The 22,916-nt window shown below is 64.5% G+C and carries 23 protein-coding genes; 10 read left to right on the forward strand and 13 right to left on the reverse strand.

Annotated elements, in window-relative coordinates; translation table 11 throughout:
• Positions 1-23: 23 nt before the first annotated feature.
• Genes C6571_RS17720 through C6571_RS17735 form a run of 4 tightly spaced genes read right to left on the reverse strand, consistent with a single transcriptional unit; the run spans position 24 to position 3,405 of the window.
• Positions 24-1,376, reverse strand: coding sequence for a mechanosensitive ion channel family protein (locus C6571_RS17720; protein WP_106447864.1), 1,353 nt, complete (start codon positions 1,374-1,376; stop codon positions 24-26).
• A complete protein-coding gene (locus C6571_RS17725) occupies positions 1,376-2,176 on the reverse strand; it encodes an enoyl-CoA hydratase (protein ID WP_106447865.1) in 801 nt (266 codons plus the stop codon). Before C6571_RS17725 ends, C6571_RS17720 begins: the two co-directional genes overlap by 1 nt.
• 39 nt (positions 2,177-2,215) lie before the next feature.
• The gene (locus C6571_RS17730) at positions 2,216-2,422 is read right to left on the reverse strand and encodes a hypothetical protein (RefSeq protein WP_106447866.1); all 207 of its coding nucleotides are present in this window, start codon (positions 2,420-2,422) and stop codon (positions 2,216-2,218) included.
• Positions 2,423-2,451: 29 nt separating this feature from the next.
• The gene (locus C6571_RS17735) at positions 2,452-3,405 is read right to left on the reverse strand and encodes a histone deacetylase family protein (RefSeq protein ID WP_106447867.1); all 954 of its coding nucleotides are present in this window, start codon (positions 3,403-3,405) and stop codon (positions 2,452-2,454) included.
• 53 nt (positions 3,406-3,458) lie between these two features.
• Between C6571_RS17735 and C6571_RS17740 the strand changes: the two genes are divergently transcribed.
• The 7 genes from C6571_RS17740 to C6571_RS17770 all read left to right on the forward strand — a co-directional run bounded on the left by C6571_RS17740 (position 3,459) and on the right by C6571_RS17770 (position 12,309).
• Positions 3,459-4,376 carry an AAA family ATPase gene (locus tag C6571_RS17740; RefSeq protein WP_106447868.1) on the forward strand — a complete coding sequence of 306 codons (918 nt, stop codon included), beginning with the start codon at positions 3,459-3,461 and terminating at the stop codon, positions 4,374-4,376.
• Positions 4,377-4,461: 85 nt separating this feature from the next.
• Positions 4,462-5,472 (forward strand): DUF58 domain-containing protein, encoded by a 1,011-nt coding sequence (locus tag C6571_RS17745; protein ID WP_106448327.1) that lies wholly within the window; start codon positions 4,462-4,464, stop codon positions 5,470-5,472.
• Between the two features lie 91 nt (positions 5,473-5,563).
• Entirely contained in the window at positions 5,564-7,588 is a 2,025-nt protein-coding gene (locus tag C6571_RS17750; RefSeq protein ID WP_106447869.1) for a transglutaminase TgpA family protein, read from the forward strand.
• 5 nt (positions 7,589-7,593) lie between these two features.
• Positions 7,594-8,703: a lytic murein transglycosylase B gene (gene mltB, locus C6571_RS17755; protein WP_106447870.1), complete on the forward strand. Its 1,110-nt coding sequence runs from the start codon at positions 7,594-7,596 to the stop codon at positions 8,701-8,703.
• Between the two features lie 40 nt (positions 8,704-8,743).
• Complete coding sequence (locus tag C6571_RS17760; protein ID WP_170094800.1) at positions 8,744-10,279, forward strand: wax ester/triacylglycerol synthase family O-acyltransferase; 1,536 nt, start codon at positions 8,744-8,746, stop codon at positions 10,277-10,279.
• 9 nt (positions 10,280-10,288) lie between these two features.
• Positions 10,289-11,149: an esterase/lipase family protein gene (locus C6571_RS17765; protein ID WP_106447872.1), complete on the forward strand. Its 861-nt coding sequence runs from the start codon at positions 10,289-10,291 to the stop codon at positions 11,147-11,149.
• 266 nt (positions 11,150-11,415) lie between these two features.
• Positions 11,416-12,309 (forward strand): alpha/beta fold hydrolase, encoded by an 894-nt coding sequence (locus tag C6571_RS17770; protein ID WP_106447873.1) that lies wholly within the window; start codon positions 11,416-11,418, stop codon positions 12,307-12,309.
• A 10-nt stretch (positions 12,310-12,319) separates the two neighbouring features.
• Here the strand turns inward: C6571_RS17770 and C6571_RS17775 are convergent, their stop codons facing one another.
• Positions 12,320-13,414 (reverse strand): PA0069 family radical SAM protein, encoded by a 1,095-nt coding sequence (locus C6571_RS17775; protein WP_106447874.1) that lies wholly within the window; start codon positions 13,412-13,414, stop codon positions 12,320-12,322.
• Positions 13,415-13,534: 120 nt separating this feature from the next.
• Between C6571_RS17775 and C6571_RS17780 the strand changes: the two genes are divergently transcribed.
• Together C6571_RS17780 and C6571_RS17785 are read left to right on the forward strand one after the other, a co-directional pair.
• Positions 13,535-14,506 carry an ABC transporter ATP-binding protein gene (locus tag C6571_RS17780; protein WP_106447875.1) on the forward strand — a complete coding sequence of 324 codons (972 nt, stop codon included), beginning with the start codon at positions 13,535-13,537 and terminating at the stop codon, positions 14,504-14,506.
• Positions 14,503-15,273: an ABC transporter permease gene (locus C6571_RS17785; RefSeq protein WP_106447876.1), complete on the forward strand. Its 771-nt coding sequence runs from the start codon at positions 14,503-14,505 to the stop codon at positions 15,271-15,273. Before C6571_RS17780 ends, C6571_RS17785 begins: the two co-directional genes overlap by 4 nt.
• A gap of 29 nt (positions 15,274-15,302) precedes the next feature.
• Here C6571_RS17785 and C6571_RS17790 read toward each other — a convergent pair whose 3' ends face one another.
• From C6571_RS17790 to C6571_RS17805, 4 genes are all read right to left on the reverse strand, one after another.
• Positions 15,303-16,685 carry an MATE family efflux transporter gene (locus tag C6571_RS17790; protein WP_211300671.1) on the reverse strand — a complete coding sequence of 461 codons (1,383 nt, stop codon included), beginning with the start codon at positions 16,683-16,685 and terminating at the stop codon, positions 15,303-15,305.
• Positions 16,672-17,229 carry a DUF2239 family protein gene (locus C6571_RS17795; protein ID WP_106447877.1) on the reverse strand — a complete coding sequence of 186 codons (558 nt, stop codon included), beginning with the start codon at positions 17,227-17,229 and terminating at the stop codon, positions 16,672-16,674. The genes C6571_RS17790 and C6571_RS17795 overlap by 14 nt, the downstream gene beginning before the upstream one ends.
• On the reverse strand, positions 17,226-17,621 hold the full coding sequence (locus C6571_RS17800) for a GIY-YIG nuclease family protein (RefSeq protein ID WP_106448329.1): 396 nt from the start codon (positions 17,619-17,621) through the stop codon (positions 17,226-17,228). Before C6571_RS17800 ends, C6571_RS17795 begins: the two co-directional genes overlap by 4 nt.
• An 85-nt stretch (positions 17,622-17,706) precedes the next feature.
• Positions 17,707-19,029, reverse strand: a complete 1,323-nt coding sequence (locus C6571_RS17805; RefSeq protein ID WP_106447878.1) for a branched-chain amino acid ABC transporter substrate-binding protein — start codon at positions 19,027-19,029, stop codon at positions 17,707-17,709.
• 97 nt (positions 19,030-19,126) lie between these two features.
• Here C6571_RS17805 and C6571_RS17810 point away from each other — a divergent pair, with 97 nt between their 5' ends.
• The gene (locus tag C6571_RS17810; RefSeq protein ID WP_106447879.1) at positions 19,127-19,510 is read left to right on the forward strand and encodes an Hsp20/alpha crystallin family protein; all 384 of its coding nucleotides are present in this window, start codon (positions 19,127-19,129) and stop codon (positions 19,508-19,510) included.
• 586 nt (positions 19,511-20,096) lie between these two features.
• Here the strand turns inward: C6571_RS17810 and C6571_RS17815 are convergent.
• The 4 genes from C6571_RS17815 to C6571_RS17830 form a co-directional block, all read right to left on the reverse strand.
• The gene (locus C6571_RS17815; protein ID WP_106447880.1) at positions 20,097-20,444 is read right to left on the reverse strand and encodes a hypothetical protein; all 348 of its coding nucleotides are present in this window, start codon (positions 20,442-20,444) and stop codon (positions 20,097-20,099) included.
• Between the two features lie 223 nt (positions 20,445-20,667).
• On the reverse strand, positions 20,668-21,873 hold the full coding sequence (prpF, locus tag C6571_RS17820) for a 2-methylaconitate cis-trans isomerase PrpF (RefSeq protein WP_106447881.1): 1,206 nt from the start codon (positions 21,871-21,873) through the stop codon (positions 20,668-20,670).
• A gap of 153 nt (positions 21,874-22,026) precedes the next feature.
• The gene (locus C6571_RS17825; RefSeq protein WP_106447882.1) at positions 22,027-22,302 is read right to left on the reverse strand and encodes a hypothetical protein; all 276 of its coding nucleotides are present in this window, start codon (positions 22,300-22,302) and stop codon (positions 22,027-22,029) included.
• Positions 22,292-22,888 carry an alpha/beta fold hydrolase gene (locus C6571_RS17830; RefSeq protein ID WP_106447883.1) on the reverse strand — a complete coding sequence of 199 codons (597 nt, stop codon included), beginning with the start codon at positions 22,886-22,888 and terminating at the stop codon, positions 22,292-22,294. The genes C6571_RS17825 and C6571_RS17830 overlap by 11 nt, the downstream gene beginning before the upstream one ends.
• Positions 22,889-22,916 lie beyond the last annotated feature (28 nt).

Here is a 22,916-nt window from a genome sequence, read left to right on the forward strand (position 1 = left end):
ACGAACGATCGTGCTTTTTCAAATTATAGGGCACTTGTAGCCGCCTGTGCCGAGTCCGGTGGCACATTCGGCACAATCGCCCCGCCCGCCGCCTGTGCGGTGGGGCCCACACCCTGAAATTGCACCACGCGCTGCGGGAAGGGAATCTCAATGCCATGCGCGCGCAGCGCCCGCAGGATGGCCAGGTTGATGTCTGAGCGCAGCGACAGCGTGCCGTTCTCGGGGTCCACGATCCAGAAACCCAACGTGAACTCCAGTCCATCGGCACCAAAGGCCGACAGCGCAGCCGATGGAGCGGGGTCTTTGAGCACGCGTGGGCTGGCAAAAGCCGATTCCCGCAGCAAGCGCATCACCAAGTCCACATCGCTGCCATAGCCGACACTCACCACGGTGGACTGCCAGACCCGCGGATCGGCGAGCGACAGGTTCTCCACACGCTGCGAAATCAGCATCTCGTTGGGCACGATGGATTCACGCCCGCCTGGCGAGCGGATCACCGTATAGCGCCCGGTGATGTTGGTGATGCGCCCTTCGAAGCCATCGACGCGGACGCTGTCGCCGATGCGCACGCTGCGTTCGGCCAGGATGACAAAGCCGCTGACATAGTTGGCCGCGAGCTTCTGCAGGCCCAAACCAATGCCTACGCCCACCGCGCCGCCCAACACCGAGAGCGCCGTCAGGTCAATGCCCGCCGCTGAGAGCGCAAACATCAGCCCGACAAAGAGCAACAGGGCTCGAATAGCGTTGCTCAGTGCCTTGCGCACCGACAGTCCGCTGCCCGTGGCCGAGCGCAGCAACCGGGCTTCCAGCACAGAAGAGATCCACAACGCCGCCAAAAGCACAACGCCCGCAGTGATGGCCCCTTCAAGCACGGTACGCACCGACATCTCTGAGCCGCCCATCTTCCAGCGAACCTGGCCCAGCGCATCGAGCACGCGCGGCAGCACCCCCGTGACCCAGAGCACCATGGCTCCCCAGGCCAGCCAGGAAATCGTGCGCTCAATGTCGCCCAGCCACTGGGCCTGCGGAAATGCCGCTTGAAGCACCTTGGCGCCTGTGCGAATCACCGCCAGCGACATGAGCGCCGGAATCACCAGCCGAAACGCGGCCAGGGGAATGTGGTCATCCACGAAATTGCGGGCCACATAGCCAAAGACCAGCAGCACCAGGGGAAACAGTGCCCCATCAACAAGGCGCCGGCCAAACAGGATGGAATCAGGATCGCGCTGCCCGCTCAAACGGCGCAGCGCCGCAACAAAAAACCAGGCCAGAACCAGCGCCGTCAGCGCAGCAGCGAGTTCGATCAGTACCGTCGGCTGAGCCAGCGCAACCAGCTTGCGGCCCAGTTCATCGAGCAGCGGGCCGTTGGCGGGCATCAGGTTTTCCAGTTGGGTTTGCGCTTTTCTGCAAAGGCGCGCGCACCTTCCTGCGCGGCCTCGTCCATCATGTTGACCGCCATGGTCTGGCCGGCAATCTGGTAGGCAGCTTCAAGGCCTAGTTCGCGCTGGCGGTACACCAGCGCCTTGCCCATGGCGACCGCCGCCCTGGGTTTTTCGACGATAGCCTGCACCAGGCGCTCGACTTCGGCATCCAGCGCGTCTAGGGACACCACGCGGTTGACCAGACCTTCGGCGAGCGCCGTCCGCGCGTCAATAAAGTCGCCCGTAAGCAGCATTTCCATGGCGCGCTTGGCCGGCACATTGCGCACCAGAGGCACGCTGGGCGTGGCACAGAAGAGGCCGTAGTGAATGCCGCTGGTGGCAAAGGTGGCGCCTTCGGCCGCCACGGCCAGATCGCACTGGGCCACCAGCTGGCAGCCCGCCGCCGTGGCCATGCCGTGCACCCGGGCAATCACCGGAACCTCCAGCTTCTGCAGCGAGAGCATCATGCGGCTGCACTGTGCAAACAGCTGTTGGTACCAGGCGAGATCTGGGTGCGCCGCCATGTCCTTCAAATTGTGGCCGGCGCAAAAGGCCTTGCCCGAACCGGCCAACACCACCACGCGCACGGTTTCATCGCCCGCCAGCATATTCAGCGCCTCTTGCAGAGCGGCAAGCATTTCAGAGCCGAGCGCATTGAAGCGGGCCGGATCGTTCAAGGTCAGGGTGGCGACGCCACGCGCGTCGCGTTGCTGATGCAGCAAGGCACTCGTGGCTTCTGGCGATGTGGAACTCATCAAACTCTCCAAGTGATTGCCGGCTGCATCCCCGCTCGCTCAAGAACCAGCCCACGACCAAGGCTTGCTCATCACGACAAAGACGCCGGCCAAAACATACATTGCAACAAAGAGATAAAAAAGAACGGGATTGTCTTCCCGGGTGTACGTGTTTGCCTTGAACCCACGCGAGCCGGCCATGACTTTGCCCGTCAGCAAACCCCACGCTCCTACGGCAATGAGCACCAAGCCCAGAATTGCAAACATAGCGAGCTATTCCTTTTTACACGCCCAATCTACAGATCAGCGAGCACGCGCAGATGGGCTTCCACGCTCAAGGCCAGCGCACGCATCACGTAGCCACCCTCCAGGCAGGAAACGATGCGCCCCTTCGCATATTTGTTTGCCACATCCTTGATGCGCTGCGTGATCCAGGCGTAGTCCTGCTCCGTCAGGCCCATCTGTCCCATGTCGTCGTCGCGGTGGGCGTCAAAGCCGGCGCTGATGAAAATCATCTCGGGCTTGAAAGCTTCCAGGCGCGGAATCCACATGATCTCGATGAGTTCGCGCACCTCCATGCCCTTGGTATAGGCCGGCACCGGCACGTTGACCATGTTGGGCGCCGGCGACTGGTCTCCGCTGTAGGGATAGAACGGGTGCTGAAAGAAGCTCACCATCAAGGCACGCTCGTCGCCGGCCAGGATGTTCTCGGTGCCGTTGCCGTGGTGCACGTCGAAATCGACCACGGCCACGCGCTTGAGCTGGTGGCGCTCCAGCGCGTATTTGGCGGCCACCGCCACGTTGTTGAAAAAGCAAAATCCCATGGCCTTGTCGCGGCAGGCATGGTGGCCCGGCGGGCGCACGGCGCAAAACGCGTTCTCAAGCTCTCCCGCAATCACCGCGTCGGTGGCGGCCATGGCCGCGCCGGCCGAGCGCAGTGCAGCCTTCCATGTGTGGGCGTTGATGGATGTGTCGGGGTCCATCTGGGTGTAGGACGGCCCACCTGCGTCCATTTCCTCGCGCAACCAGTCGGTCAGGCCGCGCAGCGAGGCGATGTGCAGCCGGGTGTGCGCCAGTTCAATGTCGGCCAGGGCCGCTTCCGGCGCTTCGAAGTGCTCCAGCGCATCAGACACCCCGGTGATCAATAGCCGGTCTTCAATGGCATCGAGCCGCTCAGGGCATTCGGGATGGCCGGGGCCCATCTCGTGCATTTTGCAATCACGGTGGGTGAAATAACCCGTCTTGCCCATAGTCTTGTCTCCCCGCTTGGCTCGTTCTGCGGATTTTCGGATAACGTCGCGGGATGCAAGCGCAGCCCAAAATTCAATCGATTCTTGATCAGCTTAACACGGTGATTGTGGGCAAAAAGGCCCGCGTGCAGGACTGCGTGGCCTGCCTGCTCGCAGGTGGCCATTTGCTCATTGAAGACGTGCCTGGCGTCGGCAAGACCACGCTGGCACACGCCTTGGCGCACACTTTCGGCCTGCAGTTTTCGCGCGTGCAGTTCACCGCCGACCTGATGCCCAGCGACCTGGTCGGCGTCTCGGTCTACGAGCGCGGCCGCGAAGGTTTCGTGTTTCACCCAGGACCGGTATTCACCCAGGTGCTGCTGGCCGACGAGATCAACCGCGCCAGCCCGCGCACCCAGAGCGCCCTGCTCGAAGCCATGGAAGAAAAACAGGTCAGCGTGGAAGGCGAGACCCGCGCCCTGCCCCAGCCCTTCTTTGTCATCGCCACGCAAAACCCGCACGACCAGATTGGCACCTATCTGTTGCCGGAGTCGCAGCTCGACCGCTTTTTGATGCGCATCTCGCTGGGCTACCCCGACCGCGCGGCAGAGCGACTGCTGCTGACGGGAGAAGACCGGCGCGAGATGGCGAGCAGCATGCTGCCGCTGCTGTCGGGCGAAGACCTGGCCGCGCTGCAGCGCCAGGTGCAGGCGGTGCATGTGTCCGAACCGCTGCTGGCCTATGTGCAGGACCTGATTGCCGCGACCCGCTCGGGCCGCTGGTTCTTGCAGGGACTGTCGCCGCGCGCCGGCATTGCCCTGGTGCGCGCCGCTAAAGCGCAGGCCTTGATCAGCGGGCGCGATTACGTGGCACCTGACGACGTGCAGGCCATCCTGCCGCAAACCATTGCGCACCGCCTGGTGCCGGTGGGGGATGCGGGCCGGGGCGCCATCGAGCAGGTGCGGGCGATGGTCGAGGCGATTCCGATATGAAGCACTCCCTGAGTCGCTTCGCGCCTTCCCCCTCCGGGGGACGCCACCGGTGGCCTGGCGAAGCCAGTTCCACGGTGGCCCTCGCATGACAGAAACCGTTTTCCGAAGGCGCAGTGTGGCTTCAGCGCTGAACCCGGCCGGCATGGTGCAGCGGCGCTTTCGCGCCTGGTGGATGGCGCGGCTGCCGCGCACCGATACGACGCTGCTCACCCAGCGCAACGTCTACATCCTGCCCACCGGAGCGGGCTGGATGCTTGCGCTGACGCTGCTGGTGCTGCTGGTGGCGTCGATCAACTTCCAGCTGAACCTGGGCTATCTGCTCACCTTTTTGCTGGCCGGCAGCGCCGTGGCGGGCATGCATGTCTGCCACGCCACGCTGCGCGGTTTGTCCTTGCATCTCAAGACGCCCACCCCCCACTTTGCCGGCGACAGCGCGGCGCTGGAGGTGCAGCTGACCAGCGAGCGGCGCAGCCCGCGCATGGCGATTGCGCTGGCCGTGCAAGGCAGCGGCCAGTGGTCTTGGACCGATGTGCCCGCCCAGGGTGCCGCCGTAGTGCAAGTCGCGTTCGCGCCGGCGCGGCGTGGACTGCACGATGTGCCCGTGCTCACCGCCGAGACGCGCTTTCCTCTGGGGACTTTCCGCGTCTGGGCGCTGTGGCGGCCGGCGGCGCAGGTGCTGGTCTACCCCGCTCCCGAACCGCATGCACCCGCGCTGCCGCCGGGCGAAAGCCTGGGAGGCGACGCGCCCACCACGCAGAGCGCGGGCAGCGGCGAGTTCGACGGCGTGCGCGCCTACCGCCGGGGCGATCCGCAAAAACTGGTGGTCTGGAAGAAAGCCGCGCAGGCCCTGGCCACGGGCACCGACGCGCTCGTCAGCCGCGACACCCAGCAAAGCCAGCGCAGCGAGCTGTGGCTGGAACCCGGCCGCACCGGCTTGGTCGACCCGGAAGCACGCATTGCGCGTTTGACCGCCTGGGTGCTGCAAGCCGACCGGCTGGGTCTGCGCTATGGCCTGCGCCTTGCGGACAGCGTGGTGCCACAAGGCAGCGGCGCGGCGCAGCGCCTGCGCTGCCTGGAGGCACTGGCGCTGTGTTGAATTTCAAGCCGAAATTTTTAGTAAAAATGGCCTTTAGCGCTTATTTTACAAACGTTAGCAGCTATTTGTTTGATAGCATCTGGATGCCCGCATGAATCTGCGCGCCACCCTGAGCCACCTGCCCCGCGAAGCACGCGACACCTTGTTTTTGCTCGGCGTCATCGCTTGCGTGCTGCTGCCCTTGTTCCCCCACCTGCCGCTCTGGGCAGGGCTCTTCGCAGGTTTGCTGCTGCTGTGGCGTACAGGGCTGGCACTGCTTTCGCGGCCGCTGCCGTCGCGCTGGCTGCTGTTTGCCTTGCTGGTCCTGGCGGTGGCGGCCACGCTGGGTCAGTTTCGCACCATCCTCGGGCGTGAAGCCGGTGTCACGCTGATCGCCCTGCTGCTGGCCCTCAAGACCTTGGAGGCCCGGGCGCGGCGCGACGCCATGGTGATCTTCTTCCTGGGCTTCTTCACGATGCTCAGCAACTTCTTTTTCTCGCAGTCCATGTTTACTGCAGCGGCCATGCTGGTGGCGCTGCTGGGCCTGCTGACGGCCCTGGTCAACGCCCACATGCCGGTGGGCCGACCACCGCTGGCCGTGGCGCTGCGCACGGCCGCGCGCATGGCGCTCTTTGGTACGCCGGTGATGGTGGCGCTCTTCGTTTTCTTCCCGCGCATGGCGCCGCTGTGGGGCTTGCCTGGAGACCAGCTCTCCGGGCGCAGCGGCCTCTCTGGCAGCATGCAGGTGGGCAACATAGCGCAGATGGCGCTGGACGACACGGTGGCGTTTCGCGTGCGTTTCGATGGCACGGACAGCGCGCTGCCGCCGCAATCGGCCATGTACTTTCGTGGCCCGGTGCTGTCGGACTTTGACGGCCGCGAGTGGCAGGCGCTGCCGATTCGCGACACCCCCAACACCCCCGCTTTGCTTGAAGTGCAAGGCCCGGGCATTGGCTACGAAACGACGCTTGAGCCGAACCAAAAGCCCTGGCTGCTGCTGCTCGACGCCTCGCCCGAAGGCCCCAAGGCGAGCGGCTTGCAAGCCTTTATGGCGCGCGATCTGGAATGGCTGTCGATCCGGCCGGTGAGCGAGGTGCTGCGCTACCGCGCCACGAGCTACCCGCAGTTTCGCCATGGGCCGCTGACCGAAACGCGCACGCTGCGCTTTTCCAGTGCATTGCCGGCGGACTCCAACCCGCGCACCCAGGCGCTGGCAGCGCAAATGCGCGCCGACCCGGCAGTCAGCGCAGGCGGCACGCAGGCCCTGGTGGACGCTGCACTCAAGCGCCTGCGCACCGGCGGCTACGAATACACGCTGGAGCCCGGCGTGTACGGCGAGCACACGGCCGACGAATTCTGGTTTGACCGCAAGGCGGGTTTTTGCGAGCACATTGCCTCGTCCTTCGTCATTCTGATGCGGGCCGCCGGTGTGCCCGCGCGCGTCGTCACTGGCTACCAGGGCGGCGAGCGCAATCCGGTGGACGGCTACTGGACCGTGCGCCAGAGCGACGCCCACGCCTGGACGGAGGTGTGGATCGAAGGCCGCGGCTGGCTGCGTGTGGACCCCACAGGCGCCGTTTCCCCAGGGCGAATTGGCCAGTTCACCCGATTGCGCGCGCCGCGTGGAGCCTTTGGCAACGCGGTGGACCGCGTCATCAGCCCCGGCCTGGCGCAGCAACTGCGCGCGGTGTGGGAGGCGGCCAACAACCGCTGGAACCAGTGGGTACTGAACTACACGCAGACACGCCAGCTCGACATGCTCAAGGCCCTGGGATTTGACGCACCCGATTGGCAGGACCTGGTCAATCTGCTCGCGGGCCTGGTGGCTGCTGCGGCGCTGGGGGGTGCGGCCTGGTCGGCGTGGGAACGGCTGCAGCACGACCCCTGGCTGCGCCTGCTCACGCTGGCCCGCAAGCGCCTGGCACAGGCGGGGCTGGCGCTGCCTGCGCACCTGCCGCCGCGCGCCATGGCCGAGGCCGTGCGCGCGCATTTTGGCGCGGCCGGCGAGCCGCTGGCGCAATGGCTGCTGGAGCTTGAAGCCCTGCGCTACGCAGCGCACGGCAGCAACCCTGCGCCGCGCCTGAAACAGTTGCGCCGCCAATTTGCTACCCTGGCGCTGCCAACGCACTCCGCCTGAATTGCATGCCGCATTTTTTGAGATTTGCTCTTATTTTTATAGCTTGCTGCGCAGTACCAATAAGCGCTACAGCCAAAAAACCATCAAAAAGACCTGTCCCTGCCGCAGCCGAAGCCGAAGCCAGCGCCCCGGCCGAGAGCCGCCTGTACGCCAGCCGGCCCGATGCCATGCAGTTTGCCGACGATCTGGCACAGCGGCGCGATCTCGATCCAGCCTGGGTGCGCGCCGTGATCGGACGCGCGCGCTTTCTGCCCCAGGTGCCCCGCCTCATGCTGCCGGCGCCACGTGGCACGGCCAAGAACTGGCGCGCCTACCGGGCGCGCTTTGTCGAGCCGGTGCGTATCCGGGCCGGTGTGCGTTTCTGGAACGACAACGCCGCCGCGCTGGCGCGGGCCGAGCAGGAATACGGCGTACCGCAGGACATCATCGTTGGCATCCTGGGCGTGGAGACGCTCTACGGCCAGCACATGGGCAACATCCGCGTGCTGGACGCGCTGGCCACGCTGGCCTTTGACTTCCCCGAAGCCCACCCGCGCGCCGCCGAGCGCCAAGCCTACTTTCGCGGCGAGCTGGAACAGTTTCTGAGCCTGGCACACCGCAGCAGCAGCGACCCCTTCGAGCCGCGCGGCAGCTACGCCGGAGCCATGGGTCTGCCGCAATTCATGCCATCGAGCTGGGCGCGCTGGGCAGTGGACTTTGACGGAAGCGGCCATATCGACCTGTTTGGCAGCGCAGAAGACGCCATTGGCTCCGTGGCCAGCTACTTCATCGGACACGGCTGGCAACCAGGCTTGCCCACGCATTTTCCAGTGCGCTTTGACGCCACGCGGCTGGACCTCGACGCCCTGCTCGCACCGGACATCCTGCCCAGCTTCAGCGTCGCGTCCATGGCGGCCAGGGGGGCGCTGGTGGAAGGCGCAGGCGCAGCCTATGGCGGCAAACTGGCCCTGATCGAACTGGAAAACGGTGGCGATGCGCCCAGCTTTGTTGCGGGTACCGACAACTTTTATGCCGTCACCCGCTACAACTGGTCCAGCTACTACGCCATGGCCGTTATCGCGCTGGGGCAGGCAGTGGCTGCAGCGCGGGGTGGCGAGAGCCTTCGCGGCCAATAATCGCCACAGAGCCAACGACCCAGCCACCAGGAGAAATTCCATGCCGTTCAAGCAGCTTTCCGGGCTGGATGCGAGCTTTCTTTTTCTGGAAACACCTGAAATGCCCATGCATGTGGGCGCCATGCACCTGCTCGAACTGCCCAAGGGCTTTCGCGGCCGCTATGTGAACGCGCTGCGCCGTCTTTACGCAGCGCGCATGCCGGCCACGCCGGCGCTGCGCCGGCGGCTGTGGTGGATGCCGCTCAATCTGGCCAACCCGGCCTGGGTCGATGCGGAACCCGATCTGAATTACCACATCGTCGAGCACCCATTGCCCAGCCCCAAAAAGGGCAGCCCGGTCCGGGATGCCCGTGCCTTGCTGGAAGAAGCCGTCTCCCAGCTGCACCCGCAATTGCTCGACCGCAGCAAGCCCCTGTGGCGCATGCACGTCATCGAAGGCCTGCCCCGCAGTGCGAGTGGTTGCAAACAGGTGGGCGTACTTTCGCAGGTGCACCACGCGGCGGTCGATGGCCAGGCGGCCGTGGCGCTGGGCAATGTGTTGTTCGACACCACGCCAGAACCGCGCGAGCTTGAGATACGCCCGTCCAGACGCAGCAAAACCTTTCGCATCGGCATGGTCGAAATGTTGCGCGGCGCCCTGGGCAACGAGGCCAGCCAGGTGGTGCGCCTGGTGCGCGAACTGCCGGCCACCCTCGGCACGGTAGCCGGAACGGCCAAGGGCGTGCTCAGCCCCAAACAACTGCTGGGCAAGGGTTCCGGGAATGTCACTCTGGCGCCCGCGACGCCGATGAACCGGTCAGTGACTCCTGCGCGGGCCTTTGCCTCGGCCAGCGTGCCGCTGTCGGAACTCAAGGCCCTGGGTCATGCCCATGGTGCCACGCTCAATGATCTGGTTCTCATGCTGTGCGCGGGTGCGCTGCGCAGCTACCTGTTGCAGCACCAGCAGCTGCCGCGCAAAAGCCTGGTGGCGGCGGTACCGATCTCGCTGCGCCCGGCCGGCGATACGCGCCCGGACAACCAGGCCTCCATGAGCCTGATCAGCCTGGGCACCCACCTGGCCGATCCAGGCAAACGGCTGGCGCATATCCGCACGGCCAGCCAGGCAATGAAAACCACCATGGGGCGGATGAAGAGCATTCTGCCCACCGATTTCCCGTCCATCGGCATTCCCTGGCTGATGGAAGCGGCTGCCTCGCTCTACGGCAAGGCCCGCGTGGCCGAGCGCTTGCCACAAGTGGCCAACCTGGTGATCTCCAACGTGCCCGGCCCGCAGGTTCCGATCTACCTGGCCGGAGCGCGCGTGCTGGCCAACTGCCCCACCAGCATCGTGGTACATGGACTGGCACTGAACATCACAGTGCAGAGCTTCGACGCCCACATGGATTTCGGTCTGATGGCCGACGCAGCTGCCCTGCCCTACGTCAAAGCCCTGGCACTGGCGCTGGGTGCCGCGCTGGATGAGCTGCGCGCGCTGCCGCTGCCCGCAGCCCTGACCATCGCGCCGGAGCACAAGGTGTCGCGTACGCGACGCGCCTCACGGGTCAAGGCGGATGGCAGTACTGCGCGCAGTCGCTAGGATGTTTGCATGGTGTCCAAGCTCTACGCCCGCATTCGTCCACGTCGTCCTCGCCCGGTTCGCCCGGAAGCCGGCGACGACCCTGTAAGTGCACTTGGCCTGACGGCCCCCGGCCTGTGGCTGCTGATGATGGAAGCGCGGGCGCCGTGGGAAGCCATCAGTCTGGCAGCCGTCTCCCCCTGGCTGTCAAAGATGCCCACGGGGGACGGCCATCCGGTCCTTGTCTTGCCCGGCCTGGGCGCCTCGGACATCACCACCGTGGCGCTGCGCCGCTTTCTCAAACGCCAGGGCTACAGCGCCCACCCCTGGAAGCAGGGCTTGAACCTGGGTCCGCGAGAAGGTGTGGTCGAAGGCTGCCGCGAGCGCCTGCGGACGCTTAGCGAGCAGCACGGCAGCCCGGTAAGCGTCGTGGGCTGGAGCCTGGGCGGCATTTACGCCCGCGAACTGGCGAAGGAAATGCCCGAGCAGGTGCGCTGCGTCATCACCCTGGGCACACCCTTTACCGGCCACCCCAAGGCCACCAATGCCTGGCGCTTCTACAAAATGGTCAGCCGCCAGCAAGCGCCCGATGATGCCTTGCTGGCCGAAGTGCGAAAGCCCCCGCCGGTTCCTACCACGTCGATCTACAGCAAGACCGACGGCATCGTCGCCTGGCCCTGCAGCATCAACCCTGCGCGCCACGCGCACACCGAGAACATCGAAGTGCGTGCCAGCCACATCGGTATGGGCATGAACCCGCTGGCCATGTACGCCATTGCCGACCGGCTGCGCCAGGACCCGGCGCACTGGAAACGCTTTGACGTGCAGGGCGCTCGCCGCTGGTTCTTCAAGGAGGCGCACCAACCAGAGGTGCTGACCCAGTGGTATTAGGGGTTCCCCCCTGAGCGGCTTTGCCGCTCCGTGCAGCCACCAGAGGCGGCAGCCCTTCGGGGATGTCCCAGCCTGCGCAGGCAGGCTTGGAGCCGCACCCCTCAGCCCCCTCTCTCAAATCGCGCAGCGATTTGAGAGAGGGGACGACCCCAGCGCGGCGGGGCGGCCCTTGCGCGGGGTCCGCTGGTATCGGAGGCGCGTCGCTTGCATGCGACGGGGTGAGGCACAGCGCAATCGAGAATCAATAACCAGCCCCATTGTTTGTTATGCAAATTCAAGCCAACGGCCTACGAATTGAAGTGGACGACCAGGGCCCGGCGGGCGGTCCGGTCGTGCTGCTGATCATGGGGCTGGGAATGCAGCTCATTGCCTGGCCGCAGGCGCTGGTGCAGGCTTTGACGGGGCGCGGGTTTCGCGTGGTGCGGTTTGACAACCGCGACATCGGCCTGAGCCAGGGTTTTGACCAGGCGGGGGTGCCCAGCGTGGCGGCAGCGGCGCTGCGCCATTGGCTGCATTTGCCGGTGCGCGCTCCCTACCGCCTCGCCGACATGGCGCGCGATGCCCTGGGGGTGCTCGATGCTCTGGGCATTGGGCGTGCCCATGTGTGCGGCGCGTCCATGGGCGGAATGATTGCGCAGCACCTGGCCGCCAACGCACCTGATCGCGTCGCCAGCTTGACGCTGATGATGACCAGCAGCGGTGCGCGCTCGCTCCCCAAGCCGTCTTGGGACGTGCAGCGCAAGTTGCTGGCGCGCCCACGAGGGCCGGGAGGCGATGCGGCAGTGGACTGGATCGTCAAGCTGCTGCAGACCATTGGCAGCCCGGCCTATCCGGCGGACCCCATCGAACTGCGGGCGCTGGCTCGCGTATCGGTGCAGCGCGCCTGGCACCCGGCCGGTTCGGCGCGCCAACTGCTGGCCATCGTGGCCGACGGCGACCGCACACCGCTGCTGGGGCGCATCAGCGCGCCCACGCACATCGTGCACGGCGCCGACGATCCGCTGCTGCCCCCGGCCTGCGCCCGCCAGTTGGCACAACACATCGCCGGAGCGCACACCGACGTCATTCCCGGCATGGGCCACGACTTGCCGGACGCATTGCTGGAGCGCTTGGCAGAGGGTATTGCGCACACCGCGGGGCGTGCGGGCGCGAGCGCCTGAAGGAACATCCCTAAAACAACTCCTGCTGGGCACGCAGCGCCACAGGCCGGAACAACGAGACATTCGGCGCATGGCGCCCATGCTGGTAGCCCAGGCGTTCGCAGGCCTTGAGAAAGCGCTGGCGCAGCAGGTCGGCCCAGATGCCCTGCCCCCTCATCCGCGCCCCAAAGTCCGCCTGGTAATCCTTGCCGCCATGCAGGTCCTGCACGCGCGCCATCACGCGTGCGGCACGGTCGGGGTAATGGAGTTCGAGCCACTGACGAAACAAGGGCGCCAGCTCCCACGGCAGGCGCAGCACCTGGTAGAAAGCGCGGCGCGCGCCCGCCTCATAAGCGGCGGCCAGCACCTGCTCCATGTCCTCATTGATGAATGGGATTTGCGGCGAAACGCTGACGCCCACCGGCACGCCGGCCTCGGCCAGCGTGCGCAAGGTGCGCAGACGTCGGTGCGGTGCAGCGGCACGGGGCTCCAGGATGCGTGCCAGCTGGGCGTCGAGCGTGGTGATGGTTACGTAAACCGCCGCAAGACCCTGTGCGCCCATGGGGGCGATCAAGTCCAGGTCGCGCTCGACGCCGCTGCCTTTGGTAACGATGGAAAACGGGTGCTGCGCGCGGCACAGGACGTCGAGCGCCGCGCGGGTCAGGCGCAGTTCTCGCTCCACGGGCTGGTAGGCGTCGGTGACCGTGCCCACGGCAATCATCTCGGGCCGGTAGCGTGGGTGCGCGAGTTCAGCGCGCAGCACCTCGGCAAGATTGCGCTTGGCGATCAGCCGCGTCTCGAAATCGAGTCCCGGCGAGAGACCCAGGTAACTGTGGCTGGGCCGGGCAAAGCAATAAATGCAACCGTGCTCGCAGCCGCGATAGGGGTTGAGACCCTGGCTGAAGCCGATGTCCGGAGAATCATTGCGCGTGATGGCGCTGCGTGCATCTTCAAAACGCACTTCGGTGGCTGGGGGCGCCGCTCCGCCGCGTTCGCCAGCAGCCTCCGCCTGCGTGCCCCAACCATCGTCAAAGGCGGCGCGCTTGTCGCGCTCGAAACGGTGCGGCTGGCGGTGTGCCACACCACGGCCTTTGAGCGCATGCAGAGGAATCAGGATTTCAGACATCGTGATACTGTATATAAAATCAGTATCTTCTGCATGCTTCACCAACCCAGGCAGCAAGCGGCTGTTCACGTCACAATGTCCGGCCCGCTGCATGTGGCCCTTGTCCACACTCCCCGATCCATGTCTTTGACTGCTCCCCATTCCCTCGCTTCTTCAGACAGCATCGTCTGCGTTCGCGGTCTGTCCAAAACCTACGCCGGAGGGTTCCAGGCGCTCAAAAACGTCGATCTGGACATTCGGCGCGGAGAGATTTTTGCCCTCCTCGGCCCCAATGGTGCCGGCAAGACCACCCTGATCAGTGTGATCTGCGGCATGAGCAACGCCACCACGGGCACGGTGACGGCCGACGGTCACGACACGGTGCGCGACTACCGCTCCGCCCGCGCTGCCATCGGCCTGGTGCCGCAAGAATTGCACACCGATTCGTTCGAAACCGTATGGGCCACGGTGAGCTTCAGCCGGGGACTGTTTGGCAAACCGCCGAACCCGGCATTGATCGAGAAAATCCTCAAAGACCTCTCACTCTGGGACAAAAAGGACAACAAGATTCTCCAGCTCTCCGGCGGCATGAAGCGCCGTGTGCTGATCGCCAAGGCGCTGTCGCACGAGCCGAAAATTTTGTTCCTCGATGAGCCCAGCGCCGGTGTCGACGTGGAACTGCGCCACGACATGTGGCGCCTGGTGCGCCAACTGCGCGACGGCGGCACCACCATCATCCTCACCACACACTACATCGAAGAGGCCGAAGACATGGCCGACCGCATTGGCGTCATCCGAAAAGGCGAACTCATTGTGGTGGAAGACAAGGACGTGCTGATGCGCAAGCTGGGCAAGAAGCAGCTCACGCTCACGCTGCAGCAGCCCATGGAGCGCGTACCAGAGTCGCTGGCCCGCTGGCCGCTGGCGCTGGGCAAGCAAGGCCAGGCCCTCACTTACACCTTTGATTCGCAGCAAGAGGACACTGGCATTGCCGAACTGTTGCGTGCGCTGGCTGCCCAAGGCATTGACTTCAAAGACCTGCATTCCAGTGAAAGCTCGCTCGAAGACATCTTCGTCAGCCTGGTCCACGACACGAAAGCAGCCACCACATGACCGGTCTCAACCTGCACGGCGTGCGCGCCATTTACAAGTTTGAGATGAACCGCGCGTTTCGCACCTGGATGCAAAGCCTGATCGCACCGGTGCTTTCCACCGCGCTGTACTTCATCGTCTTTGGCTCGGCCATTGGCTCGCGCATGGGCGACATTGGTGGCGTCAGCTACGGCGCCTACATCATCCCCGGCCTGCTGATGCTCTCGCTCTTGTCCGAGAGCATTTCCAACTCGGCCTTTGGCATCTACATGCCCAAATGGTCAGGCACCATCTACGAACTGCTGAGCGCGCCGGTCAACTGGGTCGAAGTGCTGCTCGGGTACGTGGGCGCAGCGGCCACCAAATCGCTGCTGGTGGGCGTGCTGATACTGGCTACGGCGCGGCTCTTCGTTCCCTACGAAGTGGCGCACCCGGTGTGGATGGTGGGCTTCCTGATCCTCACCGCCGTCACCTTCTGCCTCTTCGGCTTCATCATCGGCCTGTGGGCCGACAGCTTCCAGAAGCTGCAAATCATTCCGCTGCTGGTGGTGACGCCGCTCACCTTCCTGGGCGGCGCGTTCTACAGCATCAACATGCTCCCGCCGGTGTGGCAAACCGTCTCGTTCTTCAACCCGGTGGTCTATCTGATCAGCGGGCTGCGTTGGGCCTTCTACGGCCAGGCCGACGTGTACATCGGCGTGAGCGTGGGCATGACCCTCACCTTCCTGGCGGTCTGCCTCACCGTGGTGTGGTGGGTGTTCAAGACGGGGCACCGCATCCGAAGCTGAAGCAGCGCCGGTGCCGATGGTGTGGCCGGCTACACCATCCGCCGAATCGGTTTCTTCCGCCAAACGCCGTGGTAGTAGGCGGTCTGCAGCGTCAGCATGGCGATGAAGTTGATGGGATAGGCCATCCACACCCCATTGAGCCCGACGCGGTGGCTAAGGAACCAGGCCGACGGAATTTCGACCAGGGCGATGCACCCGATGGCAATCGACGTAGGCACGAGCACCGAGCCGCTTGCCCGCATGACACCCGAGAGCACCGACGCCATACCGAAGACCACCATGCTCCACAGCATGATGTGCAACAATGTCTGGGCTACCTCAATCACCGGCGCGCTGGTGATGAACACCCCCATCAGCGCGCGCGAAAACAGATAGCCAATCAGCACCAGGCCGCCGGTCAGCACCAGATTCATCAACAGCCCGGTGCGGGCAATCGCACCCAACGTGGCTTCGCGGCCCGCGCCAATCGCCTGCGCGCCCAGGATGGACGCGGTGATCGCAATCGAGATGGCCGGGAACTGCACATACGCCACGACCTGGTTGACGGCACCATAAGCGGCGGTGGCGTCGGACCCATACGCGTTGACCAGGGACAGCAGCACCAGGGACGAGATGGACACCACAATCATCTGGACGCCCGTGGGCATGCCAATGCGCAGTACGCCCTTGAGCAGCGACAAGTCAATGCGCAAATGCCGCGCAAACTCCCGCGTGGGCGCCAGCGGGCTCGCCAAACGGCGCAGGCGCCAGCCCATCCACACGGTGGCTACCGTAAAGGACACGACCGTAGCTGCCGCCGCGCTGGCCACTCCCAACTGCGGCAACCCGGCCCAGCCGCGAATCAGCGCGGGCGTCAGCACCAGGCCGATGGCAGTGGAAATCCCCAGCGTATAGAGAGGCGTTACCGTGTCGCCAATGCCGCGAAGCATGGCTGTGGAGAGCAGATACACAAACAGTCCCGGCATGGCAATCAGCACAATGCGCGCGTACAGCGTGGCGTCCGGCAGGATGTCCGCAGGCGTTCCAAGGAGCGAAAGCATCGGTTGGGTGAACACTCCGCCGAAGAGCGCCACCAACAACCCGAATGAGGCTCCGACGGTCAGTGTGGTACCGGTGATGGCCTGGGCCTTTTCAATCTGGCGCGCGCCCCAGGCTTGACCGATCAACACCGAAGCGCCCGCGCCCAGTCCGATGGTGAAGGCGATGAAGAAGAACAACACAGGGAAAAAGCTCGACACCGCCGCCAACGCTTGCACGCCAAGCATCTGCCCCAGATAGACGTTGTTGATCGTCCCCGAGAGCGCCTGCAACACATTGCTCAGCAGCATGGGAACCAAAAATGCAAGGAACGCGCGCCACAGCGGGCGCGGTGCGACGGGCGCCGTCGGCGTGCCAGATTCAGGTCGGGCCATCTTTCTCGCTCCAGGCGGCTGCGGCCAAACCCTGCAGATACGTTCCAACGTCTTCGGGCCAAACCGCCACCAGCGCCAAGAATCGCTCCTGATCGCCCGCAAACAGCGCACGCGCGGCCTCCTCGAAACCTTCCAGCGAACCCGCCATGGCTGTCATGAAGCGGTACGCCGCCTCGCGCGCTTCGCGCACCGTGTCGCGCCCGTGGTGGATGCGGCGCGCCTCTTCCACCAGGCGGCGCAGCGCCACCGACGCGCCGCCGGGCTGGCGGCCGAGCCAGTCCCAGTGGCGCGGCAAGAGCGTGACCTCGCGCGCCACCACACCCAGCTTGGGGCGGCCGACGCTGCGCGGTGCCTCGGCAGCCGTCGGCTCCTGAGCCGGTTCGCGCAGATCGAGGTCGACCAAGGCGCCGTTGGTATCGTCAAAAATCAGCAACGGCGCACTGCCACTGTATTGCCTGAGCTGCGCAAAAACCTCTTTTCTACTGCCTTTGGCAATGCGTTCAAAACCGACGAACGCGGTAAGCGTCTGGGCGGTGGCCGTCATGGCTGGACGCCGTTGTAGCCGCTGTCGCCATGGCAGGGAATCTCTTCCCGCCAAAGCGCGAGCAGGCTGTCGAGTTCGGCCCGGTAGTCAAAAAGCGGATCGTCCCGCTCCTTGATGCGGCCCACCACGGCAAAGCTGAAGCATTGCGCGCCGTACACGATCCAATCGAGCTGCAAAGGCTTGTTGCGGTGGGAGCGCAGGTTCAATTCGAAACGCAGGCGATTCATGGCGCCGTCGAGGTTGAGGCTGCCACCCACAAAGACCCGACCATTGGACTGATTGGTGAGGGTGAAGACGCCGGCAGGCAGGCGTGAGTCCTTGTATTGGCGCACCAGCGCGCGGCGCGCGGCGGAAATGGCCTGGCCTGCGTTCGGGTGCGGAACCGTTGGCATGGGAGTATCGGTAGGCATTGCAGAAGTCATGCCCACATTTTACCCGGACAAAATAAAATATTGGAATATATCCGGGTAAAATTGTTTAGTAGCGTTGCATTTTGCAGCTTGTGAGCTGCTCGGTCTGCGCCGCAGGAATGTCGCGCACCACGCGAAATCCATAGCCCGAGCCTTCCACGTCGAAGGGCACGCCGGGGGTGCCCTGCTTGTCCATCACGCCCACCACCAGCGCTTGCTGGAACTGGTGGTCGGCTGCGCGCATGCTGGCGCTGCGCCCTGCCAGACTGACCTTTATGCCCTCCAATTGCCTGGCCACGGAGACGGCATCCACGCTGCCCGCGCCCTCCATGGCCTTCGCCAGCGCCTCGATCATCAACTGCATGCGCAGGTGCACATAGTCGTCCTGCGGCCTGGGAAAGCGCTCGCGGAAGGCCTTGTAGAAGCTGGCGCTGGGAGCCCCCGACACATTGGGCATCCAGTCGGCCACAGCCACCACTTTGCCAATGCCCGCATCGCCGATGGCTGCCGGCGCCCCCATGGCGTTGCCATAGAAGGTGTAGAAACTGCCGCTGTAGCCCACTTCGCGGGCAGCCTTGACCAGCAAAGTGAGGTCATTGCCCCAGTTGCCGGTAATGACGGCCTGGGCGCCGCTGTTCTTGATCTTGACGGCGTAGGGGGCAAAGTCCTTCACGCGCCCTACGGGGTGCAGCTCATCGCCCACCACGGCCACATCGGGCCGCTGGGCGGCCAGCTGCTTCCTGGCTTCGCGCAGCACAGCCTGGCCAAAGCTGTAGTCCTGGCCGATCAGGTAAACGCTCTTGAGCGCCTTGTCGCCACGCAGCACCTCCATCAGCGCCGCCATGCGCATGTCGGCATGGGCATCAAAGCGGAAATGCCAGAAGCTGCATTTCTCGTTGGTCAAAATCGGATCGACCGCCGAGTAGTTCAGAAACAGCACGCGCTTGTCCGGGTCACGCTCGTTGTGTTTGTTGACGGCGTCGATCAGCGCCGCTGCGGTGGCCGACGAGTTCCCCTGCATCACCACGCGCGCACCGTCGTCAATGGCGGCGCGCAGGGCCGAGAGCGCCTCTTCGTTCTGGCCCTTGCTGTCGTAGCGCGAAATCTGCAGGGGCCGTGCGCCGCCAGCCGCTGCGGGCAGCGCCACGCCACCGCGCGCATTCACGCGCTCAGTGGCCCACAGCAGGTTGCGAAACACTGCCTCACCCGTGTTCGCAAAGGGCCCTGAGAGACTCTCGATCAACGCCAGCTTGATAGGGACGGTCGCCGTGCTGGCAGCGCCCACCGGGCCGTCCTGAGCGTGGGCCTCGCCACCACCCATACCCAACAAAGAAGCCAAACCAAGGGCCAAAGCGCCCAATTTCAAGCGCGCGCTGCGAAATTTATTCATCAAAGAAACCTTCTTGAAATCGCCGTGACTGTGCGTATCTCCTTCGGTATGCGGCGAACAAACCGGGAGCCGCGCAGTGTAATTGGAGTAAACCCTGATGATTTTCGCCCCCACTTTGCGCCGCGCCAGCTTCGTCCACGCGCCACACAACCACGATGCTGCGCTGCAGCGTTTTCTACTGGCCGCCGCCCAAGGCAGCCCCGCCCGCGCACCCGTTCAGGTGCAAGACGATGAGAAAGCCACCACCCTGCAGCTCGACGTTCCGGGCCTTGCGCGCGAGCAGCTCGCTATCACCATCGAGGGCGCACAAGTGCAACTCAAGAGCATTGATGGCGCCCCGCGCCAAGTGCAGCGCAGTTGGGAACTGCCCGGCGAGATTGACGCCAGCGCCAGCAGCGCGAAACTGGAAAATGGCGTACTGACTCTGGTGCTTGCCAAGCTGCAGCCCGAGAGCCGGGCGACCCAGCTTGCCATCGGCTAAGCCGTTTCAAGCGCAATAAAAAGGGTGGCCGAGGCCACCCTTTTTATTCAACTTTGATAGCTTTTAGCGCTTGTACTGATTGCGCTAGGGATGCCCTGAACAACTCGGATTTGTGAGTGCTATACGGCTCACATTTTTCAGATGATGCAATTGCGGCCATTTTGCCCGGCTCCGCGCATTGTTCTCCACCCTTTTCGGGCCGTTTGCGCCGCTTTTGCGGCCTGCCCTCTGTTTTCAGGCGTACTCATCCCTGCGCCGCCAGCAATTGGTGGCGCACCATCCACAGGTTCGATAGCGCAAACAGCAGGTCAAACCGGGGTGGGGACAATCCGATAGGGACGCAGGGCTTTGAGCTCGATATGCAGATAGGAACCTCACCCGCGAAAGCCATCAGGGCCAGCAGGACAACAAGCCTGCACAAACAGGCCGTATGTAAGGCTGCAAGCCCTTTAAATCCTCACGCCGCTAATTCTTGCTTTCCTGGAGACGTCCATGTAAGGATGTCCCTTGATGTGCTGAAGAGCAGGTAGCGGTGAGCGATTAAGGAAAAGAGCTCTACGACGCTTGCTGTTCCCTGCCAACGCCCCTAAACGTCGTCTCTATCCTGCAGTGCTTCGGCTTCGGCATTTGCCCATTGATCAAACTCTGCTTGCGCTTTTCTTCGCTCGCGCCAACTGCTGTATCCGAACAAACCTACCCAAAGAAGGAAACCGTAGATCCGGACGTTGTGTACGTTCGCGCCGCCACTCATCAGACCCGAAGTGGTCACCAAACCAAAGTGCAAGACACTGTCAATGCCGTATAGCACGGCCCACAAACCCAGCGAGAACGCCACCCTGGCAAAGTAATAAGGCTCGACCAGCGGAAACACCACGGCGCCCGCAAGAAAAAATCCAGCAGCAGCGGTCCAAAGCAATTTCCAGATCAGGCGCATAGGGGTGGCGTCGAAAAATGCAGTGTGCCCAGGAAGCTAAAGAATCACGCGAAGCATGTCGCCACTTGCGCCCTGCGGCGCGGGAGCGTGCAGTCCAGCGGGTGTGCATGGTTCAGGCGTCGGGTGCCCGCCAAGATGCGCAAGTCTGCCGGCGGACAAGCGTCTGCGACCAGCGTTGGCGAGGGGCTTGAGTTGTTTGCGGGCCGACATCTTGAGATTCCAATCAAAAATTGTCCACGGGCACACGAACTTGGCCCTCCATCAACACCCGCGCGCTGCGGCTCATTGCGACTTTGGTGACTTGCCATTGCCCATCGACCAGCGCTGCTTGCGCACCCACCCGCAACGTGCCCGACGGGTGGCCAAAGCGCACGGACGGGCGCGCAAACCCATCTCCACACTCACCGCCAGCCGCCAGGTTCACCAGCGTGCCCGGAATCGCAGCCGCCACCCCAACGGCCACAGCCGCAGTACCCATCATGGCGTGGTGCAGTTGGCCCATGGAGAGCGCCCGCACCAGCAGGTCGATGTCGCCGGCCTTGATGCGTTTGCCGCTGGACGCGGTGTAGTCGGCGGGCGGGGCGACAAAGGCGAGTTTGGGCGTGTGCGGGCGTGTGGCGGCATCGCCCAAGTGTTGGATCAGCCCCATTTGCAGGGCGCCCTGGGCGCGGATGGCTTCGAGCCGGGCGAGGGCCGTTGCGTCGCCATTGATGGCGGCTTGCAGCTCGGTGCCGGTGTAGCCCAGGTCGTGGGCGTTCAGAAAAACGGTCGGGATGCCAGCGTTGATCAGCGTGGCAGCCAAGCGGCCTGTGCCAGGCACGTCGAGTTCGTCCACCAACCGCGCCGTCGGAAACATCGCCCCGCCGCCCTCGCCCGCATCCGCCGGGTCGACAAATTCCAGCGCCACTTCGGCCGCAGGAAAGGTCACGCCATCCAGAGCAAAGTCGCCCGTCTCTTGCACCTGGCCATCGCTGATGGGCACGTGGGCGACGATGGATTTTCCGATGTTCGCCTGCCAGATGCGAATGGTGGCCACGCCGCTCTGCGCAATGCGTGCGGTGTCGATCAGCCCCATATGGATGGCGCAGGGGCCAACGGCGGCGGAGAGATTGCCGCAGTTGCCGCTCCAGTCGACCACGGATTGGTCGATGGCGACCTGGCCAAACAGGTAGTCGACGTCGTGGCCGGTGCGGGTGCTTTGGCTCAGGATGACCGCCTTGCTGGTGCTCGACGACCCATTGCCCAGACCGTCGATTTGCTTGCCATACGGGTCGGGGCTGCCGAGCACGCGCAGCAGCAAGGCATCGCGTGCCGGACCGGGCTGCCGGGCGGACTCGGGCAGGTCCTGCAGGCGAAAGAACACGCCTTTGCTGGTGCCGCCGCGCATATAGATAGCGGGGATTTTGATTTGCGGGGCGAAGCGGGGCATGGGATGTGCGAGTGGTTTCAAGGTATCCAATGGGATAGCGTTTCGCACTTATACAGCCTGCGCTGGAGTTTGATTTGCGGGTCGAAGCAGGCCGGTTGCTTAGGGCCTGCTAACACGATGCAAGGGGATCGCGTTGCATAGTGTTATCAGGCCCTAGCCAGCCATTGCGCGCGCCCCCAGCCACTGCGATACATGGGACCAAAGCGCTGCGTTGTGGGTCTTGAAGAAGCCGAAGTGGCCGATGCAGCCGCGGAAGCCGCCCGCTGCGGGGATCTCACGGTGCTCGATGCGAGCCCCTGTGAACTGGCGCAACAGAGAGCGCACAGCACCGGGCGGCGCGAAGCCGTGGTCATCGGACATCGAGAGGGCAAGCAAGGGCCCGGCGTAGGCCGCGTAGCCGCGGGTGTCGAGCGCCGGGTCACTGAACAAGTAGCCGCGGGTCAGGCTCCAGCGCCGCCAATCCTGTGCAACGCCCCGCGGCAAGGCATGCCCTACGGCCAGCCCATGCCGGCAGGTGGCCCCAAAGCGCCAGCACCAGGGGCATCGCCAGCCACCACGCGCCCAGCAAACGCGGCCACTGCGCCACCGGGTAATCGCGCCAATCGCAGCCGCCCGAGGCGATGAGGACCAAGGCGTCGGCGCTGGCAGTGAGCGGTGCCAGTCCTGCCAGATGGCCTCCCGAACTGTGGCCCACAATAAACAAGCGCCGCGCCGGGTGTTCAGCGCGCACGTAGCGCAGCACGGCTTGCTGGTCGCGTTGGCCCCAGTCGCGCATTGTGGCCGGATCGTCGGTGGCGGGCTGCCTTGCCGAGTCACCGATGCCACGCGCATCCCACAGCAGCACGTCAAAGCCTTGATCGCCCAAATGCTGCGCGAAGGCGCCGTAGTAACGTCGCGGGACGCCCGTTGCGGAGTGCATCACGACCGCAGCCAACGCAGGCCTGGCCCCAGAAGCGCGCACCCAGTTTGCCGCCAACGGGCGGCCATCTTCACTCGCAATGTCGAATTTTTCCATGCTCTCCAAGCCCCGTTGAACCAAGATT

The organism is Simplicispira suum, assembly GCF_003008595.1.
Lineage (GTDB): Bacteria > Pseudomonadota > Gammaproteobacteria > Burkholderiales > Burkholderiaceae_C > Simplicispira > Simplicispira suum.

Coding starts and splice junctions, on each gene's coding strand:
- C6571_RS17720 (WP_106447864.1), bottom strand. CDS start 1,376: ATGCCCGCCAACGGCCCGCTGCTCGATGAACTGGGCCGCAAGCTGGTT.
- C6571_RS17725 (WP_106447865.1), bottom strand. CDS start 2,176: ATGAGTTCCACATCGCCAGAAGCCACGAGTGCCTTGCTGCATCAGCAA.
- C6571_RS17730 (WP_106447866.1), bottom strand. CDS start 2,422: ATGTTTGCAATTCTGGGCTTGGTGCTCATTGCCGTAGGAGCGTGGGGT.
- C6571_RS17735 (WP_106447867.1), bottom strand. CDS start 3,405: ATGGGCAAGACGGGTTATTTCACCCACCGTGATTGCAAAATGCACGAG.
- C6571_RS17740 (WP_106447868.1), top strand. CDS start 3,459: ATGCAAGCGCAGCCCAAAATTCAATCGATTCTTGATCAGCTTAACACG.
- C6571_RS17745 (WP_106448327.1), top strand. CDS start 4,462: ATGACAGAAACCGTTTTCCGAAGGCGCAGTGTGGCTTCAGCGCTGAAC.
- C6571_RS17750 (WP_106447869.1), top strand. CDS start 5,564: ATGAATCTGCGCGCCACCCTGAGCCACCTGCCCCGCGAAGCACGCGAC.
- mltB (WP_106447870.1), top strand. CDS start 7,594: ATGCCGCATTTTTTGAGATTTGCTCTTATTTTTATAGCTTGCTGCGCA.
- C6571_RS17760 (WP_170094800.1), top strand. CDS start 8,744: ATGCCGTTCAAGCAGCTTTCCGGGCTGGATGCGAGCTTTCTTTTTCTG.
- C6571_RS17765 (WP_106447872.1), top strand. CDS start 10,289: ATGGTGTCCAAGCTCTACGCCCGCATTCGTCCACGTCGTCCTCGCCCG.
- C6571_RS17770 (WP_106447873.1), top strand. CDS start 11,416: ATGCAAATTCAAGCCAACGGCCTACGAATTGAAGTGGACGACCAGGGC.
- C6571_RS17775 (WP_106447874.1), bottom strand. CDS start 13,414: ATGTCTGAAATCCTGATTCCTCTGCATGCGCTCAAAGGCCGTGGTGTG.
- C6571_RS17780 (WP_106447875.1), top strand. CDS start 13,535: ATGTCTTTGACTGCTCCCCATTCCCTCGCTTCTTCAGACAGCATCGTC.
- C6571_RS17785 (WP_106447876.1), top strand. CDS start 14,503: ATGACCGGTCTCAACCTGCACGGCGTGCGCGCCATTTACAAGTTTGAG.
- C6571_RS17790 (WP_211300671.1), bottom strand. CDS start 16,685: ATGGCCCGACCTGAATCTGGCACGCCGACGGCGCCCGTCGCACCGCGC.
- C6571_RS17795 (WP_106447877.1), bottom strand. CDS start 17,229: ATGACGGCCACCGCCCAGACGCTTACCGCGTTCGTCGGTTTTGAACGC.
- C6571_RS17800 (WP_106448329.1), bottom strand. CDS start 17,621: ATGCCAACGGTTCCGCACCCGAACGCAGGCCAGGCCATTTCCGCCGCG.
- C6571_RS17805 (WP_106447878.1), bottom strand. CDS start 19,029: ATGAATAAATTTCGCAGCGCGCGCTTGAAATTGGGCGCTTTGGCCCTT.
- C6571_RS17810 (WP_106447879.1), top strand. CDS start 19,127: ATGATTTTCGCCCCCACTTTGCGCCGCGCCAGCTTCGTCCACGCGCCA.
- C6571_RS17815 (WP_106447880.1), bottom strand. CDS start 20,444: ATGCGCCTGATCTGGAAATTGCTTTGGACCGCTGCTGCTGGATTTTTT.
- prpF (WP_106447881.1), bottom strand. CDS start 21,873: ATGCCCCGCTTCGCCCCGCAAATCAAAATCCCCGCTATCTATATGCGC.
- C6571_RS17830 (WP_106447883.1), bottom strand. CDS start 22,888: ATGGAAAAATTCGACATTGCGAGTGAAGATGGCCGCCCGTTGGCGGCA.